The organism is Hyunsoonleella aestuarii, assembly GCF_006148925.1.
Taxonomy (GTDB): domain Bacteria; phylum Bacteroidota; class Bacteroidia; order Flavobacteriales; family Flavobacteriaceae; genus Algibacter_D; species Algibacter_D aestuarii.
This window is the reverse complement of sequence record NZ_VAWB01000001.1, coordinates 741,443-759,278: the sequence shown is the minus strand read 5'-3', so window position 1 is coordinate 759,278 and position 17,836 is coordinate 741,443. Positions and strand designations below refer to the sequence as shown.

Genomic DNA, 17,836 nt, shown 5'->3' with positions numbered 1-17,836 from the left:
AGTTACTCGTAAAAAGTATTTAAGATGTTTTCATTTTTTAGTTTGACCGTGGTGTATTTTTAATTCTTAACTATAAGTTAAATAACCTCTTATTTTTAAAGATAGAGATAGATTACCTTTATCTTTGATAAAAAAACGGTATGATTAGGTGGACAATTTTTCTACTATTTTTCTTAATAATTGACATATATGCCTTTCAATCGCTAAAAACACTTTCAAAAAACCCATGGGTTCAAGGCCCTTATTGGTTACTTACTTTTTTAGTGATTGGGAATTTTGTTTTTCATTATTACGGGTTTAATAGGCGAGATGGTTTTTCTCATGCGCATTCGTATGCTTTTGGGTTTTTTATAGCATTGCTAATTCCAAAAATGATTTTATTTATAATAATGTTTGGTGAAGATGTCTTTAGAGTGCCACAAGCAATTTTTAGGTACTTTACAGAAGGAGAAACTGCTAAGGGAAATTATTTTGCATCTAGAAGACAATTTATAAGTAAGCTTGCAATGGGTATCGCAGCTATCCCTTTTGGTGCTATTATCTATGGAATTTATAAAGGTAAATATAATTACAAGGTTTTTGAATACACACTTCAGTTTGAAGACCTGCCTTTAGCTTTTGATGGCTATCAAATCACCCAAATAAGTGATATACATTCAGGGAGTTTTGATAACATGGATAAGGTAGCTTATGCTGTCGATTTAATAAATGAGCAACACAGTGATGCCATTTTATTTACCGGCGATATGGTAAATAATAAAGCTGAAGAGATGAAACCTTATATAGATATCTTTAGCCGTCTTCAGGCTAAGGATGGTTTGTACTCAGTATTGGGTAATCACGATTATGGAGACTATATTCATTGGGATTCTGAAGAAGCTAAAACTAAAAATTTAGAATACTTAAAAGCGATTCAAAAAGAGATAGGGTTCGATTTATTACTAAATGAAAACCGATTTTTAGAAAGACAAGGTGAACGTATTGCACTAATAGGTGTAGAAAACTGGGGTGCTGGAGGTTTTAAAAAAGCTGGTGACCTAAAAAAGGCTGTCCGTTCAGTTGAGAAAAATGATTTCAAGATATTGATGAGTCACGATCCGTCTCATTGGGAAAAAGAGGTTATAAATGATAATAATCATTTTCATCTTACCTTAAGTGGTCATACGCATGGAATGCAGTTTGGCATTGAGATTCCAGGGTGGTTTAAATGGAGTCCTGTGAAATGGCGCTATAAGTATTGGGCAGGAATCTATGAAGAGCTGGGTCAATATATAAATGTTAATCGCGGATTTGGGTATTTAGCCTTTCCTGGGCGTGTAGGTATTTGGCCAGAAATTACGGTTATAAAATTAAAGAAGGGAACCGCAAATGCATAATTGTTATTATATATTGTTTTTAACAAGAAATTGCTTATTTTTATGTTAACAGATTGAGAAAAACCTAGCGAATAATCGCAAATATTTTTAATATGAAAAAAATATGTAGGTTTGTAGAAGTTTATTTGACTAATAATTAAAAAGATATGTCAAAATTTGGTGAACTTATTGACGTTGATATTCCTGTTCTTTTAGATTTCTATACAGAATGGAATGACCAATCTACAGCGATGCATGCTGTACTTAGAGATGTAGCTGCTGCTCTTGGTGATAAAGCGAAAGTTATAAAGATTGACGTTGAAAAAAATCAAGAATTAGCCGATGCTCTTCGAGTTAAAGGTTTGCCAACGTTAATTATCTATAAAGATGGTGAAATGAAATGGCGTCAAAGTGGTGAGCAAGATGCTAATTCACTTATTGGAATTATTAAGCAATACGTTTAAACGGATATCTTTATAGCTTTAAATTCAAATCCTTGTTGGTTATAATGCTCTAAAATTAACGGTAAGGCAAATTGCATATTCTTAGAGGCTTTTACACTATCGTGGAAAACAATAACACTTCCATTTTGTGCTTTTGAAAGGACATTGTTGAAACATTCAGCAGGAGTGACGTCTTTGTCCCAATCAAAAGATAGAACATCCCACATAACTATTTTATAACCTAAATCAGCCAACTTTTTAGCTTGCTTGGGTTTTATTTTTCCATATGGAGGCCGGAATAAAACCTTGTTTTTTAACTCTAAATTATCTGTTTGGATATCAAAAACCTTTTGAGCTTGAGAAATGTTTTTCAAGTAATCTTTGGTTTTAGTTTTCCAACCTTTTAAATGGTTGTAAGTGTGGTTTCCAACAGAATGCCCTTCATTTAAGATACTTTTAAAAATTTCAGGATATTTCTCTATATTATTACCAATGCAAAAAAAAGTAGCTTTTGCATTATACTGTTTTAAAACATCTAAAGTCCAAGTTGTAATTTCAGGCGTTGGGCCATCATCAAACGTTAAATAGATTACTTTTTCCTTGGTTGGAATGTCCCAAATGTAATTAGGGAAAATCTTTTTAGCAATCTTAGGCGTTTTTATTGGTTTGAAATTCATTCGTATTACTCCATAGCATCAATACCACTATCTATTGGGATATCTGCATCTGTTCGAGGTTCTTCTTCAGGCTCATCTTCACCATAAAAATGCTTGAAAAGTTTTAAGTAATTGTTGAAAATATCACCTTCTGTTTCAGCAAATTCTGTGTCATATTCAACTAACACATCAATTAAGCCTTTATAGCGTTGGATATCTGTATAAATGTCTTCAAATAACCTTTCTTGATTATCTGTTTTTAATCCGCTATAATAACTTAAGTTTTCTTGATATTTAGCAGCGACATCCTTAAACAACTGCTGTGCTTTTTCTTTGTTACCTACTTCATAATAAGCACTAATGTACGGTTCTAATAACGTATAGTATCCAAAATAATCAACTGGCATATTTGTCATAGCGATATCAGCAATTTCTTCAGCTTTATCTAACTTTTCTTCATTAATAAGTTGTTCTATTAACCGTGCTAAATTCCCTCTGTATGTTATTGAGTTTTTTCGTGTTTCAACATCATGGTAAATTTCAGAGCTACCGCTATTACCCCAATCCCAATTTTTGACTTTTTCATACATCAAGTCGCTATCTACGCGCCCCATGTCAAATGGGTTTGCTCGGTCTACAGGTGTTCGAATAGGAACTAGTTTATAGCACATTCCATCGAGTTGTAAATAGTCTTTCATCCAAATATAATCGTCGTCGCCAAAACTACCTCCAGTGAAATAAATTGGCCGTTTCCAGTCATTGTTAGCTACAATATCTAACATTAATAACCTATTTTTATATAAGGCATTACCTTTAACTCTTAAATATATAGTATCCTCAATTTTATGAGCGTCTTCAGATTTTACAATCGCATTTTTTACAGCGTTCTCCTTATTAACGGAAAGCTTTAAAAACTCGGTAGGCAGGTAGTTTGCATTTAAATCTTGCGCTCTTACTTGAGCCAAATCAACACCTTTCTGCTGTAAAATATATTGATATTTTGTTCGTGGATGATCACTAGAAATAAAATTTAAAGCTTCTTTAATTTCTAAAGTATCCCTAATTACATTTTCTTTTATCACATAGTCATTCGTGCCATATTTATAATTATTGTGTGTTAATTGCGAAGGTATCGGGTCACTTTCATAAGCCTTACGCTTCATTTGGTCGATATACCAATCTGTTTGAAATAAACTTGTGTTAACCACTCTAACATCGGTTCTGTAGCCTTCAATTTCTTGGGCATACCAAAGTGCAAAAGTATCATTGTCCCCAATGGTGAATAGAATAGCATTTTCAGCACATGAGTCCAAGTATTTTCTCGCCATAGCTTTGGCGGTATATTTACCGGACCTATCATGATCATCCCAATTGTTTGCTGCTAGAATACTTGGCACTAAAATTAAACAAGCCAAAGTTGTAATGTGGGCCGTATATTTAGACTTTAAATATTTTTTAAGTACATCATAAATTGCATATACTCCAAAACCTATCCATAACGCAAACACATAAAAAGAACCCACAACAGAGTAATCCCGTTCACGAGGTTCGAAAGGACGTACATTAGTGTAAAATTGAATAGCTAGTCCTGTGAATAAGAAAAAAACCAGCATGACCCAAAACAATTTCTTGTCTGTGTTAAACAAAAAGAACATGCCAATAAGACCAAGAATAAGCGGTAAGAAATAATAGGTATTTCTGGCCTTATTGTTTTTAACATCGCCTGGTAAATTATCCTGAGACATTCCTAAGTGCCATTCGTCAATTGGTTTTAGACCGCTAATCCAATTTCCGTGATTGTCATATTTACCTTGAAGGTCATCTTGACGTCCAACGAAGTTCCACATAAAATAGCGCCAGTACATATAGCCTAATTGATACTCCAGCATGTAAGCAATATTGCTGCCTAAAGAAGGTTTTTCAATATCAATGTAGTCCTTAAATTGTTTTAGGAAATTATTGTAATCTTCATAATCAACATTACCTTGAACGACATCATTTCTAAAATTAGAAACGGCAGTTCTTAGTTCGTTTTCCAATTGGTACTCAGGCTTTAGTTTAAAATTTAAAAAGCCAGAAAAGAGCATGTAATTTTCAGTATGTTCTGGACTCCACATTCTTGGGAGTATTGAAGCATGTTTCGAATTGTAATTTTGTTTGGCGTTTTTGTAATCGTTAACTATAACATATTCCCCTTTTTCATAATCTTTTTCATATTTAGGCTTATCATCTACATAAGGATTTATGTCGTCTAAGTAAGCATATTGGTCGGTAAATTGTGGTCCATAAAACAAATGTGTTTCGGGGTATTGTTCCAAATTATAATAGGCTAATAATTCCCTTGCACTGGATGGATTGTTTTCGTTTATTACCACGTTAGCATTGGCCCGTATAGGTAACATGAGCCAAGTTGAAAATCCAATAATTATAAAAGTGATGCACAAGATGCCAGTATTGAGATGAACGAGCTCTTTCTTTCTTGTATATTTAAGAGCAAAATGAATAAGCGCAATTATAAAAATTCCAGCTATAATAGACCCTGAATTAAAAGGCAATCCAATAGAATTCACAAAAAAGATTTCAAAAGCACTAAATATTTTTAAGATATTAGGGGCTAGCAATTTAAAAACGAACAATAGTATTGCAACAGAAACTAAGTTTGCGACAATGAAGTTTTTGACTGTAACTTCTTTGTAGTTTTTAAAGTAATAAATAAGTCCAATAGCGGGAATGGTAAGAAGTCCCATGAAATGTACGCCAAACGATAGTCCAATTACAAATGCAATTATTATAAGCCATCTATTCCCTCGAGGTTTGCTCATGTCTTGCTCCCAACGCAACGCTAACCAAAATAATGCAGACATAATTAGCGTTGCCATAGCGTAAACTTCTGTTTCTACAGCATTAAACCAAAAAGAATCTGTAAACGCAAAAGATAAACTACCAACTAAACCGCTGCCTAAAATGGCAATACTTTGCGATGGAGATAAATCAATTTTTTGAACTATTAACTTCTTCATTAAAAGGGTAATAGTCCAAAACATGAATAGAATAGTAAAGGCGCTAGAAACGGCACTCATCATATTCATCATCCATCCAATTAGTTCATTATTACCAAAAGTAAATGTTGAAAAGAAGGCACCCATCATTTGAAAGAGAGGTGCACCTGGAGGGTGACCAACTTGTAATTTAGATGAGGTTAAAATATACTCGCCCGCATCCCAAAAACTCACAGTAGGTTCAACTGTTAAAGTATAGGAAATAAGTGCTATTAAAAAAGAGAACCATCCTAAAATAGTATTCCATTTTTTAAAGTTCAGATCTGCCATGTAGATTGCTATATGTTTGCTTGGGCGAATTTACTAATAAATATCATATCCCAAATATTTTTAAGTAAACGTTAAGTATTGCATATTATTTTTCAATAAAATGCTTGTACAAATAAAACTTTGTGCTAAATTTGCACCCTCAAATAAACAATGGCCTATGGTGTAACTGGCAACACGTCTGGTTTTGGTCCAGAAGAGTCTAGGTTCGAGCCCTAGTAGGCCAACGTAAATTTAAGTCCTAATCTTAATTTTGATTGGGACTTTTTATTTTAATTTCTGCAAGCATTTTAATTAAAATGTATTATATTTGCAGCGCTGAAAGGAAAAATTAAAGAATTGAGGGGACGGAAAGTCCCCTCTTTTTATACTAAAAATGTTTAAGACTACAGTACAGAATTTATTAGATCAGGCTTTAGCAGAAAGAGAAGATTTGTTCTTAATTGAATTTTCAATTTCTGGCGATAATAAAATAAAGGTTGTTATCGATGGCGATAACGGTGTTTTAGTAGAAGATTGCATATTTGTTAGTAGAGCTATTGAACATAATTTAGATAGAGAGGTAAATGATTTTTCATTAGATGTGATGTCTGCAGGTGCAACAGCGCCTCTAACGCATAAAAGACAGTACAAAAAGAATATAAATAGAGCACTAAAATTAAAAACGGATTCTGAACAGATTGAGGGAACCCTTACTAGTGCAACAGACTCTAAAGTTGTGTTAGAGTGGAAAGTTAGAGAACCTAAGCCAATTGGTAAAGGTAAAATAACTGTTAATAAGCAAGCTAGTATTGCTTATGAGGATATTGTAGAAGCAAAAGTTATGATTAAATTTTAATTCAGTAAGAGTTATGGAAAATGTTGCGTTAATTGAATCGTTTTCAGAGTTTAAAGACGATAAATTAATAGATCGTGTAACGCTAATGGCGATTTTAGAAGATGTTTTTAGAAGTGCCTTAAAGAAGAAATTTGGTGACGATGATAATTTTGATATCATAGTTAATCCAGACAAAGGAGATTTAGAAATTTGGAGAAATAGAATTGTTGTTGCGGATGGAGAGGTAGAAGAGCCTAATCAGGAAATATCATTATCTGAGGCACGTAAAATAGAGCCAGATTTTGAAGTTGGTGAAGATGTGTCTGAAGAGGTAAAACTTGTTGATTTAGGAAGACGTGCTATTTTGGCGTTACGTCAAAATTTAATTTCTAAAATACACGAACACGACAACACCATAATATACAAGCAGTTTAAAGACTTAGTTGGAGAAATTTATACAGCAGAGGTTCATCATATTCGTCATAGAGCAGTTATTCTCTTAGACGATGAAGGGAATGAAATTGTATTACCAAAGGATAGACAAATACCTTCAGATTTTTTCCGAAAAGGAGATAATGTAAGAGGCGTAATAGATACGGTTGAACTAAAAGGAGCTAAACCTACCATTATTATGTCAAGAAGCTCCCCTGTATTTTTAGAGAAATTATTCGAACAAGAAATTCCAGAAGTTTTTGATGGTTTAATCACTATTAAAAATGTTGTACGAATCCCAGGAGAGAAAGCAAAAGTAGCTGTAGATTCTTATGATGATAGAATTGATCCAGTTGGTGCTTGTGTTGGAATGAAAGGTTCTAGAATTCATGGTATTGTGCGTGAATTGGGGAATGAAAATATAGATGTAATTAATTATACCAATAATTTACAACTTTATATAACTAGAGCGCTGAGTCCTGCAAGAGTAACATCAATAAAGATTGATGAGGAAACAAAGCGAGCAGAGGTTATTTTAAAACCAGAAGAAGTAAGTAAGGCTATTGGTAGAGGTGGTCATAACATCCGTTTGGCTGGCCAACTAACTGGATACGAGATTGATGTATTTAGAGAAGGTGCAGAGGAAGATGTAGAATTAAGAGAATTCTCAGATGAAATCGAAGGATGGATTATTGATGAATTTAGTAAAGCAGGTTTAGATACTGCTAAAAGTATTTTAGAACAAGACATCGCAGATTTAGTTAAGAGAACGGACTTAGAAGAAGAAACAATTAGCGATGTGATTAGAATTCTTAAGGAAGAATTCGAAGAATAATATATATTTGAGTAATTAAAGGCAATTTATGGCTGAAACAATTAGATTAAATAAGGTACTACGCGAGCTTAACATATCTTTAGATCGTGCTGTAGAATTTTTGGATTCTAAAGGCATAGAAATAGAGAAGCGTCCTACTACAAAAATCTCTGAAGAAACGTACAATATTCTTTCAGATGAATTTGAAGTAGATGCTAATAAGAAAGTAGCATCTAAAGAAGTTAGTGAAGCGAAGCAAAAAGAAAAGGATTTGTTGCGCGAACAACGCGAACGCGAGATTGAAGCGAAGCAGAAAGAAGAAGCCAAAAAAGAAGAGGAGGTTGTAAAAGCAACTAAAACCATAACTGGACCTAAGCAAGTAGGTAAGATAGATTTAAGTCCTAAGAAAAAAGAGGCAGTTCCTCCAAAAAAAGAGGAGAAATCTAAAGCAAAAACGGTTGAGGAGGTTAAATCTTTAGAACCAAAGAAGATTGAAGACTCTGGCAAAAATGAGGAAAAGGTAAAAGAAGAAGTTTCTAAGAAATTAGTTGAAACGGAAGAAGGTTTAGTGCCTGAAGAAAAAGTCACTACTCAATACAAAAAATTATCAGGACCCAAAATATCTGGAGATAAGATTGATTTAAGTCAATTTAACAAACCTAAAAAGAAAAAGGAAGATAAAAAGCCTGATGCTAAAAGCGCTGATCGTAATGCAAATAAAAAGAAACGTCGACGCATAAGTAAAGTAGATTCTGGAAATACTGGACAGCAAAGAGGTGGAAAACCGGGTGATAGATTTAATAAAGGTGGAAATAAGCCAGGACAAGGAAGGCGAAATATTGTTAAGGAGGAGCCTAGTGAAGAGGATGTAAAAAAACAAGTACGTGAAACACTTGAGAAACTACAAGGTAAATCAAGTAAAGGTAAAGGTGCTAAATATAGAAGAGATAAGAGAGATCAACATAGAGAACAATCTGAAATTGATCAGCAAATAGAGGCGGCAGAAAGTAAAATACTTAAGGTGACTGAGTTTGTTACTGCAAGTGAGGTTGCTACAATGATGGATGTAGGTGTTACCGAAGTTATTTCTGCATGTATGTCTTTAGGGATGATGGTAACCATGAATCAGCGTTTAGATGCTGAAACGTTATCTATTGTAGCAGAAGAGTTTGGTTATAAAGTAGAATTTGTTACGGCCGATATAGAAGAGTCTATTGAAGAGGTTGAAGATAAACCAGAAGATTTAAAACCTCGCGCACCAATTGTAACTGTAATGGGTCATGTAGATCATGGTAAAACGTCACTTCTCGATTATATCCGTGAAGAAAATGTTATTGCTGGAGAGTCTGGGGGTATTACACAGCATATTGGAGCTTATGGCGTTCAGCTAGAGAATGGTCAAAAAATAGCCTTTTTAGATACTCCAGGTCACGAGGCATTTACAGCAATGCGTGCACGTGGAGCGCAAGTGACAGATATTGCTATTATTGTTGCAGCGGCAGATGATGATATTATGCCGCAAACAAAAGAGGCGATTTCTCATGCTCAGGCAGCAGGAGTACCTATTGTGTTCGCAATTAATAAAATTGATTTACCAGCCGCTAATCCTGAAAAGATTAAAGAAGGTCTTGCTAATATGAATTTATTGGTTGAAGATTGGGGTGGTAAAGTTCAGTCTCATGATATTTCAGCGAAGGTGGGTACTGGGGTTAAAGAATTATTAGAAAAAGTATTGCTTGAAGCGGAATTATTGGAGCTAAAGGCAAATCCAAATAAACTAGCAGTTGGAACGGTTGTAGAAGCGTTTTTAGATAAAGGTCGTGGATACGTTTCAACAATATTAGTGCAAGCCGGAACTTTGAAAATTGGGGATTATGTGTTAGCAGGTCAGCATAGTGGTAAAGTTAAAGCCATGCATGACGAACGTGGTAATGACATTGCCGAAGCAGGTCCTTCAACACCAGTGTCTATTTTAGGTTTAGATGGTGCACCGCAGGCAGGTGATAAGTTTACAGTATTTGAAGACGAGCGTGAAGCAAAACAAATTGCGACGAAACGCGCACAATTACAACGTGAGCAGTCTGTTAGAACACAGCGCCATATAACACTTGATGAAATTGGTCGTCGTATTGCTCTAGGAGATTTCCAAGAATTGAATATTATCCTTAAAGGTGATGTGGATGGTTCTGTTGAAGCATTAACAGATTCGTTCCAAAAATTATCGACTGAAGAAATTCACGTCAATATTATTCACAAAGGGGTTGGTGCAATTACGGAAAGTGATGTGCTATTAGCAACAGCTTCAGATGCTATTATTATTGGATTTAATGTACGTCCTGTTGGAAATGCAAGAATGATTGCAGATAAAGAAGAGATTGATATTAGAACCTACTCCATTATCTACGATGCTATAAATGATCTTAAAGATGCCATGGAAGGCATGTTGTCTCCAGAAGTAAAAGAAGAGATTTTAGGTACTGCCGAAATTAGAGAAATCTTTAAAGTATCTAAAGTAGGAAGCATTGCAGGATGTATGGTAACTACCGGTAAAATACTTAGATCTTCAGGTGTGCGTTTAATACGTGATGGTGTAGTGGTTTTCACTGGGGAATTAGCTTCGTTAAAACGATTTAAAGATGATGTAAAAGAAGTCGCTAAAGGTTACGATTGTGGTATGCAAGTTAAAAATTATAACGATATTAAGGAAGGCGATATTATTGAAGCCTTCCATGAAGTTGAGGTTAAAAAGAAGTTGAAATAAATAAATTTCAAGATATAGTTAAACAAAAAGCGCTCTTTAAAGGGCGCTTTTTCATTATAATATTTAGCTAATTAAGAAAATATCTTTAGCTTGCTAAGAATTATTACAAACTCAAATTAATATTATGAAAAAAACAATTTTATTGTTGGCCTTACTACTGAGTTTAGGCTTTAGTAATACCGTTTTATCTCAAGAAGCTATGATTGGAGAGATTAAAATGTTTGCCGGTAATTTTGCGCCAAGAGGTTGGGCGTTTTGTGAGGGACAGCTGTTGCCTATTAGTCAAAACAGTGCGTTATTCTCTATTTTAGGCACTACCTATGGTGGCGATGGTAGAACAACTTTTGTCTTACCAGATTTAAGAGGAAGAGCTCCTGTGCATGCTGGGAAAAGTCCTTATCTAAATGAAGTTAGACTAGGGCAAATGGGTGGCGCTGAAGCTCTGGAACTTCGAATAGTTAACGTTTTAAAAGAAGGTACAGATGGCACTTATCAAACATATTCGGTTAAAACTAGTAATTCTGAAATCTACACAAGAAGTCCTTATTTAGGTGTTAAGTATATAATTGCTTTGGTTGGAATTTATCCTTCAAAAAGTTGAAGAATAAATTTGGAGACGTTAAAACAAAGTGACCATAATGGTCGCTTTGTTTTATAGCAATTCTAGTTAATTTTTTTCCTTTTTAGGTTTAAATATAAAAGCACTTGGAAATTCTCGTTTTATCCTTTTCAATGCTCTATCTGCTTCCAATCGTGTTCTAAAACTACCTGCCCAGATTTTAAAATTCGGCGTTTCGTAAACAATTTTCGGAGCCCAATCATTAAAAGTATTATTAAAATTCAATTTTGCAGCTTCAGCGTCATTGCGGTTTCCCGAATAAATCTGAATTTTATAGTAATTACTACTTTCCTTATTTATCTCGCGTTTTAACTTTAATAAAGTAGCTATGTCTTCATCTTGATTAACCGAAACTGAGCCTTCTTGTCCAAAAGTAGAATTTAGAGCAATTAATGAAATGATTACTGCCAAAAAGTTAGTTTTTAAATGGGATAACTTCATGTTTTTTTTTGTTTGTACAAATGTATACGATATTAACTTAAATGTGGACTTTTTTATTATTTAGAATCCCTCTAAATTACCAATTAACAGTTCTCTAACATTTCTCAAATCGAGTTTTAATATTACTTTTGCCAGAGATTTTATAACTGCGTTTTGTCATATATTAGTATGAAAAAACCATACCAAAGTTTAGAAGTTAATTTAACCAACAATATGATACAGGTAAATTACCGAAAATTAGGCAATAACATTCTTCGTTTGAGCTTAATCGTTTTATTAGCGTTTACTACTTCTCTTTCGGCTCAGGAAGGGGATCCAGCAAAAGGAAAATCATTATTCAATGCCAACTGTGCTGCTTGTCATAAACTAGATAAGAAAATGACTGGTCCTGCATTGCGTAATGTTGAGGCCAGATTAGCCGATGAAGAAGGCTTAGATAAAGAATGGCTTTATACTTGGATAAAAAATAGCGCTGGCATGATTAAATCTGGTGATGCTTACGCCAATAAAATTTATAATGAGTATGGTGGTGCTGCCATGACTGCATTTCCGCAATTATCAAATGAAGATATTGACAATATTTTAGCGTATACCGCCGAAGAAAAGAAAGCAACAGAAGTTGCTGGTGGTTCTGGCGCACCAGTTAATCAATCTGCTTCATCATCAAATGGTATTTCAAATGAAATCATTTTAGGAGCGTTAGCCATTTTATTCATCTTATTAGCTACTGGATTATATTTAGTTAATAAAACATTACGTCGTTTTGCATCGGCTCAAAATATTGATTTGCCAGAGTCTTCAGGTAGAACACCGCTTTGGAGAGCTTTTGTTCAAAATCAATTTTTAATGTTGGTTACGGCTATATTCTTTTTATTAGCCAGTGCTTATTTTGCTTATGGTTATTTCATGCAAATTGGAATAGATCAAGGTTACGAGCCTGTACAACCTATTCATTATTCACACAAAATCCACGCTGGCGATAATGGCATTGATTGTAAATACTGTCACTCTTCAGCTAGAGTGAGTAAACATTCAGGAATTCCTTCTTTGAATGTTTGTATGAATTGTCATAAATCAATTTACGAAGTGGCTCCAGAAACTGCCACAGAAGAATACTCAAAAGAGTTTTATGATGGTGAAATCAAGAAATTATACAAAGCTGTTGGTTGGGATGATGCGGAACAAAAGTATACAGGTGAAACACAACCTGTAAAATGGGTTCGTATTCATAATCTTCCAGATTTTGTTTACTTCAATCACTCGCAACACGTTACTGTTGCTGGTGTTGAATGCCAAACGTGTCATGGTCCAGTTGAAGAAATGGAAATTATGTATCAACACGCGCCTTTAACGATGGGTTGGTGTATAGAATGTCATAGAACAACAAATGTAAAAGTTCAGGATAATGCTTACTATGAGAAAATACATGAAGAATTATCTAAGAAATATGGTGTAGATAATTTAACAGCTGCTCAAATGGGTGGATTGGAATGTGGTAAGTGTCATTATTAAAAGAATAAGAATGTCACACTGAGCGCGGTCGAAGTGCTCTACATGTGAAAATATTAATAAGAAGTAATTCAATTATATAATATGTCATCAAACAAGAAATACTGGAAAAGTGTTGAAGAGCTAAACGAAAACAGCTCTATTGTTGAGACGCTAAAACAAAACGAGTTTGTTAGTGAGATTCCTACTGATGAATTTTTAGGAGATAAAGAGACTTTAGAGTCATCTTCAACAACTCGTCGCGATTTCTTAAAATATGTAGGTTTTAGTACAGCCGCAGCATCGCTTGCAGCTTGTGAAGGACCTGTGAAAAAATCAATACCATACGTAGTGCAGCCAACGGAAATTATTCCTGGTGTTGCTAACTATTATGCGACTACAATTGCCGATGGTTTCGATTTTGCTAGTGTTTTAGTAAAAACGCGTGAAGGTCGTCCAATTAAAATTGAAAACAATACTATGGCAGCTACTAATGGTAGTGCTAATGCCAGAGTTAATGCTTCAGTTTTAGGTTTGTATGATAGCTTAAGAGTTCAAGGACCTAAAAAAGGTGGCGAGTCTATTTCTTGGAGTGATTTTGATAGTGAAACAACAAAGACATTAACAGATGTTGCTGCTGCAAATAGAGATATTGTATTATTAACTCAAACTTTTGCAAGTCCATCAACTAGTAAGTTAGTAGCTGAATTTTCTGAAAAATATGGAAATGTACGTCACGTTGTTTACGATGCTGTTTCAGAATCTGCTGCTTTGGATGCTTTTCAAGCAAAATATGGAGAACGCGGTTTAATAAATTACGATTTTTCTAAAGCCATGACCATTGTTTCTGTAGGAGCAGATTTCTTAGGAGATTGGCAAGGAGGTGGATTTGATTCTGGATACTCAAAAAATAGAGTGCCGGATCATGGTAAAATGTCAAGACATATTCAGTTTGAATCAAACATGTCTTTAACAGGTGCTAATGCAGATAAGCGTGTGCCTTTAAAACCAAGTGAACAAAAATTAGCTTTAGCTAAACTATATAGCTTAGTTGTTGGTGGTGCTGTTTCTGGAAGTTTACCAGAACACATTGAAACCGCAATTAAAAATGCTGCTTCTCAACTTAAAAAAGCAGGAAGTAAAGGTGTTGTAGTTACAGGGATTCAAGATGTAAATGCTCAAACAGTAGCTTTAGAAATTAACGAAGCTTTAGGTAGTAAAGCTTTTGATTCTGCTTCACCAATTAAGACAAGACAAGGTAGTGATAAAGCAGTAGCCCAATTAGTGGCTGATATGAATGCTGGTAAAGTTGGAGCCCTTATAATGAGTGGTGTAAACCCGGTATATTCTTTACCAAATGCTTCTGAATTTGCAGAAGGATTAAAGAAAGTGGATTTATCGGTTGCATTTTCACTGAAATCTGATGAGACATCATCTTTAACAGATTATATTGCTGCTGCACCACATTATTTAGAATCATGGGGAGATGTTGAGTTGAAAAAAGGACATTATGCCTTAACACAGCCAACTATTCGCCCTTTATTTGATACAAGACAATTCCAAGAAGCTTTATTAAAATGGACAGGAAACGATCTTTCTTACCACGATTACATTAAAGAAGCTTGGGGAACAGCTATTTTAGGAGAAAGTTCTTTCAACAAAGCTTTACACGATGGTGTTTACGTTGGAAGTATTGATACTGAAATAGAAGAAACTTCAATTGTTTCTGAAGAGGAAGAAGTAACTGAAACGCCTTCTGGAAATGCGGCAAGAGCTTTAGCGGCATCTGCTAAATCTGAAGGTTTAGAATTAACATTATACACCAAAGTAGGTATGGGTGATGGGCAACAAGCCAATAACCCATGGTTACAAGAGTTTCCAGACCCAATTACAAGAACATCTTGGGATAATTATTTAACAGTGTCTAAGTCTGATGCTGAAGCTTTAGGCTTAACAAACACGCATGTTGCTAATGGCGCTTTAAATAGTAATTATGCCAATGTTACTGTAAATGCTGTAACTATTACTGTTCCAGTAATTATCCAACCAGGACAAGCTAAAGGATCTGTTGGTCTAGCATTAGGATATGGTAGGACAAATGGATTAAAAGAAGAGATGCAAACAGGTGTTAATGCCTATGCATTATATCAAGGATTCAATAATGTTCAAAATGTTACTGTAGAATCTGCTGGAGGAGAACATGAATTTGCTTCAGTACAGTTGCATAATACTTTGATGGGTCGTGGTGATATTATCAAAGAAACGACATTAGAGATATTTAATACTTACGATAGAGAAGATAAGAAGCATGGTTGGAACAAGATTCCAGTTGTTTCTTTAAATCACGAAGAGACTCCGGTAACTTCTCCAGAAGTTGATTTATGGGATGAGTTTGATCGTTCGATTGGTCATCACTTCAACTTATCTATTGACTTAAATGCTTGTACGGGATGTGGGGCTTGTGTTATTGCTTGTCACGCTGAAAATAATGTGCCTGTAGTTGGTAAAACCGAAGTACGCCGTAGCCGTGATATGCATTGGTTACGAATAGATAGATATTATTCATCTGAAGAATCGTTTGAAGGGGACAATGAGAAAAAAGATAATATTTCTGGTTTAGGAAGCTCGTTAAGTGAGTTTGGTGAAATGGAAGGCGCTTCTGAGAATCCTCAAGTAGCATTCCAACCAGTAATGTGTCAGCATTGTAATCACGCACCGTGTGAAACAGTTTGTCCTGTGGCAGCAACTTCTCATGGTCGTCAAGGTCAAAACCATATGGCTTACAACCGTTGTGTTGGTACGAGATATTGCGCAAACAACTGTCCTTATAAAGTTCGTCGTTTTAACTGGTTCTTATACAATGGTAATGATGAGTTCGATTATTATATGAATGATGATTTAGGGCGCATGGTATTAAACCCAGATGTTGTAGTACGTTCTCGTGGTGTGATGGAGAAATGTTCTATGTGTATTCAAAAAACACAAAAAACTATTCTTGACGCTAAACGTGATGGACGCGCTATTAAGGATGGTGATTTCCAAACGGCTTGTTCTGCTGCATGTAGTAACGGCGCAATGACTTTTGGAGATATTAATGATAAGGAAAGTAAAGTTGCAAAACTTAAAGAAGATAATCGTATGTATCACTTGTTAGAGAGCGTTGGAACAAAACCAAACGTTATTTATCAAACAAAAGTGAGAAATACAACTGAAGTATAAATCTAATTAAAGAATCAATTATATAATTATGGCGTCTCATTACGAAGCACCTATTAGAAGACCTTTAGTTACAGGCGAAAAGTCGTACCACGATGTTACAGTGGATGTAGCAAAACCTGTAGAAGGAAAAGCCAATAAGCAATGGTGGATAGTTTTTGGTATCTCACTTGCTGCTTTTCTTTGGGGAATTGGATGTATTATTTATACAATATCTACAGGAATTGGAACTTGGGGTTTAAATAAAACTGTAGGTTGGGCTTGGGATATTACTAACTTCGTTTGGTGGGTTGGTATTGGTCACGCAGGAACACTTATTTCTGCAGTACTTTTATTATTCCGTCAAAAATGGAGAATGGCAATTAACCGTTCTGCTGAAGCAATGACCATTTTCTCGGTTGTTCAAGCTGGTTTATTCCCTATTATTCACATGGGCCGACCATGGTTAGGGTATTGGGTATTACCTATTCCAAATCAATTTGGTTCTTTATGGGTTAACTTTAACTCACCATTACTTTGGGATGTATTTGCAATTTCAACATATTTATCTGTATCATTAGTATTCTGGTGGACTGGTTTATTGCCTGATTTTGCCATGTTACGTGATAGAGCTATAAAACCTTTCCAAAAGAAAATATATTCATTATTAAGCTTTGGATGGTCTGGTCGAGCAAAAGATTGGCAACGTTTTGAGGAAGTATCTTTAGTGCTTGCTGGTTTAGCAACACCTTTGGTGCTTTCGGTACATACTATTGTATCGTTTGACTTCGCAACTTCGGTAATTCCAGGATGGCATACCACTATATTTCCTCCTTACTTTGTTGCAGGAGCGGTATTCTCAGGATTTGCGATGGTAAACACACTACTTATTATTATGAGAAAAGTATGTAACCTAGAAGATTACATTACTGTGCAACACATCGAATTAATGAACATAGTAATTATGATTACTGGTTCTATAGTTGGAGTGGCTTATATTACAGAGTTATTTATTGCATGGTATTCTGGAGTAGAGTACGAACAGTATGCCTTCTTAAACAGGGCTACTGGACCTTACTGGTGGGCCTATTGGGCGATGATGACATGTAACGTGTTTTCTCCTCAATTTATGTGGTTCAAAAAATTAAGAACAAGTATCATGTTCTCTTTCTTAATATCAATTGTTGTAAACATAGGTATGTGGTTTGAACGTTTTGTTATTATTGTAACCTCGTTACATAGAGATTACTTACCATCATCTTGGACGATGTTCTCGCCAACATTTGTAGATATTGGAATTTTTATTGGAACTATTGGATTTTTCTTTGTACTATTTTTACTATACTCTAGAACATTCCCTGTTATAGCTCAAGCCGAGGTGAAAACGATTTTGAAATCGTCTGGAGAGCGCTACAAGAAAATTAGAGAAGCAGGAGACAGTTTGGTAGGTACGGGTACTGATGAAAGAACCTCTGGTAAGAAAGTTAAT

11 protein-coding genes, 1 tRNA gene and 1 pseudogene are annotated in these 17,836 nt (G+C 34.9%); 10 read left to right on the top strand and 3 right to left on the bottom strand.

All coding sequences use genetic code 11. From position 1 onward, the window contains the following. The first annotated feature begins 140 nt into the window (after positions 1-140). Positions 141-1,376, top strand: a complete 1,236-nt coding sequence (locus tag FEF17_RS03580; RefSeq protein ID WP_139000990.1) for a metallophosphoesterase — start codon at positions 141-143, stop codon at positions 1,374-1,376. A 146-nt stretch (positions 1,377-1,522) separates the two neighbouring features. Further along, complete coding sequence (locus tag FEF17_RS03575; RefSeq protein WP_139000989.1) at positions 1,523-1,819, top strand: thioredoxin family protein; 297 nt, start codon at positions 1,523-1,525, stop codon at positions 1,817-1,819. Here the strand turns inward: FEF17_RS03575 and FEF17_RS03570 are convergent. Together FEF17_RS03570 and FEF17_RS03565 are read right to left on the bottom strand one after the other, a co-directional pair. Beyond that, positions 1,816-2,475: a polysaccharide deacetylase family protein gene (locus FEF17_RS03570; RefSeq protein WP_139000988.1), complete on the bottom strand. Its 660-nt coding sequence runs from the start codon at positions 2,473-2,475 to the stop codon at positions 1,816-1,818. The genes FEF17_RS03575 and FEF17_RS03570 overlap by 4 nt on opposite strands. Before the next feature lie 5 nt (positions 2,476-2,480). Next, positions 2,481-5,783: a glycosyltransferase family 117 protein gene (locus FEF17_RS03565; RefSeq protein WP_139000987.1), complete on the bottom strand. Its 3,303-nt coding sequence runs from the start codon at positions 5,781-5,783 to the stop codon at positions 2,481-2,483. Positions 5,784-5,934: 151 nt separating this feature from the next. Here FEF17_RS03565 and FEF17_RS03560 point away from each other — a divergent pair. From FEF17_RS03560 to FEF17_RS03540, 5 genes are all read left to right on the top strand, one after another. Further along, positions 5,935-6,007, top strand: a tRNA-Gln gene (locus FEF17_RS03560). A 149-nt stretch (positions 6,008-6,156) separates the two neighbouring features. Continuing rightward, positions 6,157-6,618 carry a ribosome assembly cofactor RimP gene (gene rimP, locus FEF17_RS03555; protein ID WP_139000986.1) on the top strand — a complete coding sequence of 154 codons (462 nt, stop codon included), beginning with the start codon at positions 6,157-6,159 and terminating at the stop codon, positions 6,616-6,618. A 13-nt stretch (positions 6,619-6,631) separates the two neighbouring features. Beyond that, positions 6,632-7,864, top strand: coding sequence for a transcription termination factor NusA (gene nusA, locus FEF17_RS03550; RefSeq protein ID WP_139000985.1), 1,233 nt, complete (start codon positions 6,632-6,634; stop codon positions 7,862-7,864). 28 nt (positions 7,865-7,892) lie between these two features. After that, positions 7,893-10,604, top strand: coding sequence for a translation initiation factor IF-2 (infB, locus tag FEF17_RS03545; RefSeq protein WP_139000984.1), 2,712 nt, complete (start codon positions 7,893-7,895; stop codon positions 10,602-10,604). Between the two features lie 199 nt (positions 10,605-10,803). After that, positions 10,804-11,205: a phage tail protein gene (locus tag FEF17_RS03540; protein WP_139002128.1), complete on the top strand. Its 402-nt coding sequence runs from the start codon at positions 10,804-10,806 to the stop codon at positions 11,203-11,205. A gap of 66 nt (positions 11,206-11,271) precedes the next feature. On the opposite strand, the gene FEF17_RS03535 is transcribed toward FEF17_RS03540, so the two are convergent. After that, entirely contained in the window at positions 11,272-11,664 is a 393-nt protein-coding gene (locus FEF17_RS03535) for an SPOR domain-containing protein (RefSeq protein ID WP_139000983.1), read from the bottom strand. 213 nt (positions 11,665-11,877) lie between these two features. Here FEF17_RS03535 and FEF17_RS03530 point away from each other — a divergent pair, with 213 nt between their 5' ends. From FEF17_RS03530 to nrfD, 3 genes and pseudogenes are all read left to right on the top strand, one after another. Continuing rightward, a complete protein-coding gene (locus FEF17_RS03530) occupies positions 11,878-13,176 on the top strand; it encodes a c-type cytochrome (RefSeq protein ID WP_139002127.1) in 1,299 nt (432 codons plus the stop codon). 81 nt (positions 13,177-13,257) lie between these two features. After that, entirely contained in the window at positions 13,258-16,371 is a 3,114-nt protein-coding gene (locus tag FEF17_RS03525) for a TAT-variant-translocated molybdopterin oxidoreductase (protein WP_139000982.1), read from the top strand. A 28-nt stretch (positions 16,372-16,399) separates the two neighbouring features. After that, positions 16,400-17,821, top strand: a pseudogene (gene nrfD, locus FEF17_RS03520) (NrfD/PsrC family molybdoenzyme membrane anchor subunit); the annotation flags it as partial. Positions 17,822-17,836: the final 15 nt, after the last annotated feature.

What these genes read in the sequence shown, in the direction of transcription:
- FEF17_RS03580 (WP_139000990.1), top strand. Translation starts at nt 141, where the DNA reads ATGATTAGGTGGACAATTTTTCTACTATTTTTCTTAATAATTGACATA.
- FEF17_RS03575 (WP_139000989.1), top strand. Translation starts at nt 1,523, where the DNA reads ATGTCAAAATTTGGTGAACTTATTGACGTTGATATTCCTGTTCTTTTA.
- FEF17_RS03570 (WP_139000988.1), bottom strand. Translation starts at nt 2,475, where the DNA reads ATGAATTTCAAACCAATAAAAACGCCTAAGATTGCTAAAAAGATTTTC.
- FEF17_RS03565 (WP_139000987.1), bottom strand. Translation starts at nt 5,783, where the DNA reads ATGGCAGATCTGAACTTTAAAAAATGGAATACTATTTTAGGATGGTTC.
- rimP (WP_139000986.1), top strand. Translation starts at nt 6,157, where the DNA reads ATGTTTAAGACTACAGTACAGAATTTATTAGATCAGGCTTTAGCAGAA.
- nusA (WP_139000985.1), top strand. Translation starts at nt 6,632, where the DNA reads ATGGAAAATGTTGCGTTAATTGAATCGTTTTCAGAGTTTAAAGACGAT.
- infB (WP_139000984.1), top strand. Translation starts at nt 7,893, where the DNA reads ATGGCTGAAACAATTAGATTAAATAAGGTACTACGCGAGCTTAACATA.
- FEF17_RS03540 (WP_139002128.1), top strand. Translation starts at nt 10,804, where the DNA reads ATGATTGGAGAGATTAAAATGTTTGCCGGTAATTTTGCGCCAAGAGGT.
- FEF17_RS03535 (WP_139000983.1), bottom strand. Translation starts at nt 11,664, where the DNA reads ATGAAGTTATCCCATTTAAAAACTAACTTTTTGGCAGTAATCATTTCA.
- FEF17_RS03530 (WP_139002127.1), top strand. Translation starts at nt 11,878, where the DNA reads ATGATACAGGTAAATTACCGAAAATTAGGCAATAACATTCTTCGTTTG.
- FEF17_RS03525 (WP_139000982.1), top strand. Translation starts at nt 13,258, where the DNA reads ATGTCATCAAACAAGAAATACTGGAAAAGTGTTGAAGAGCTAAACGAA.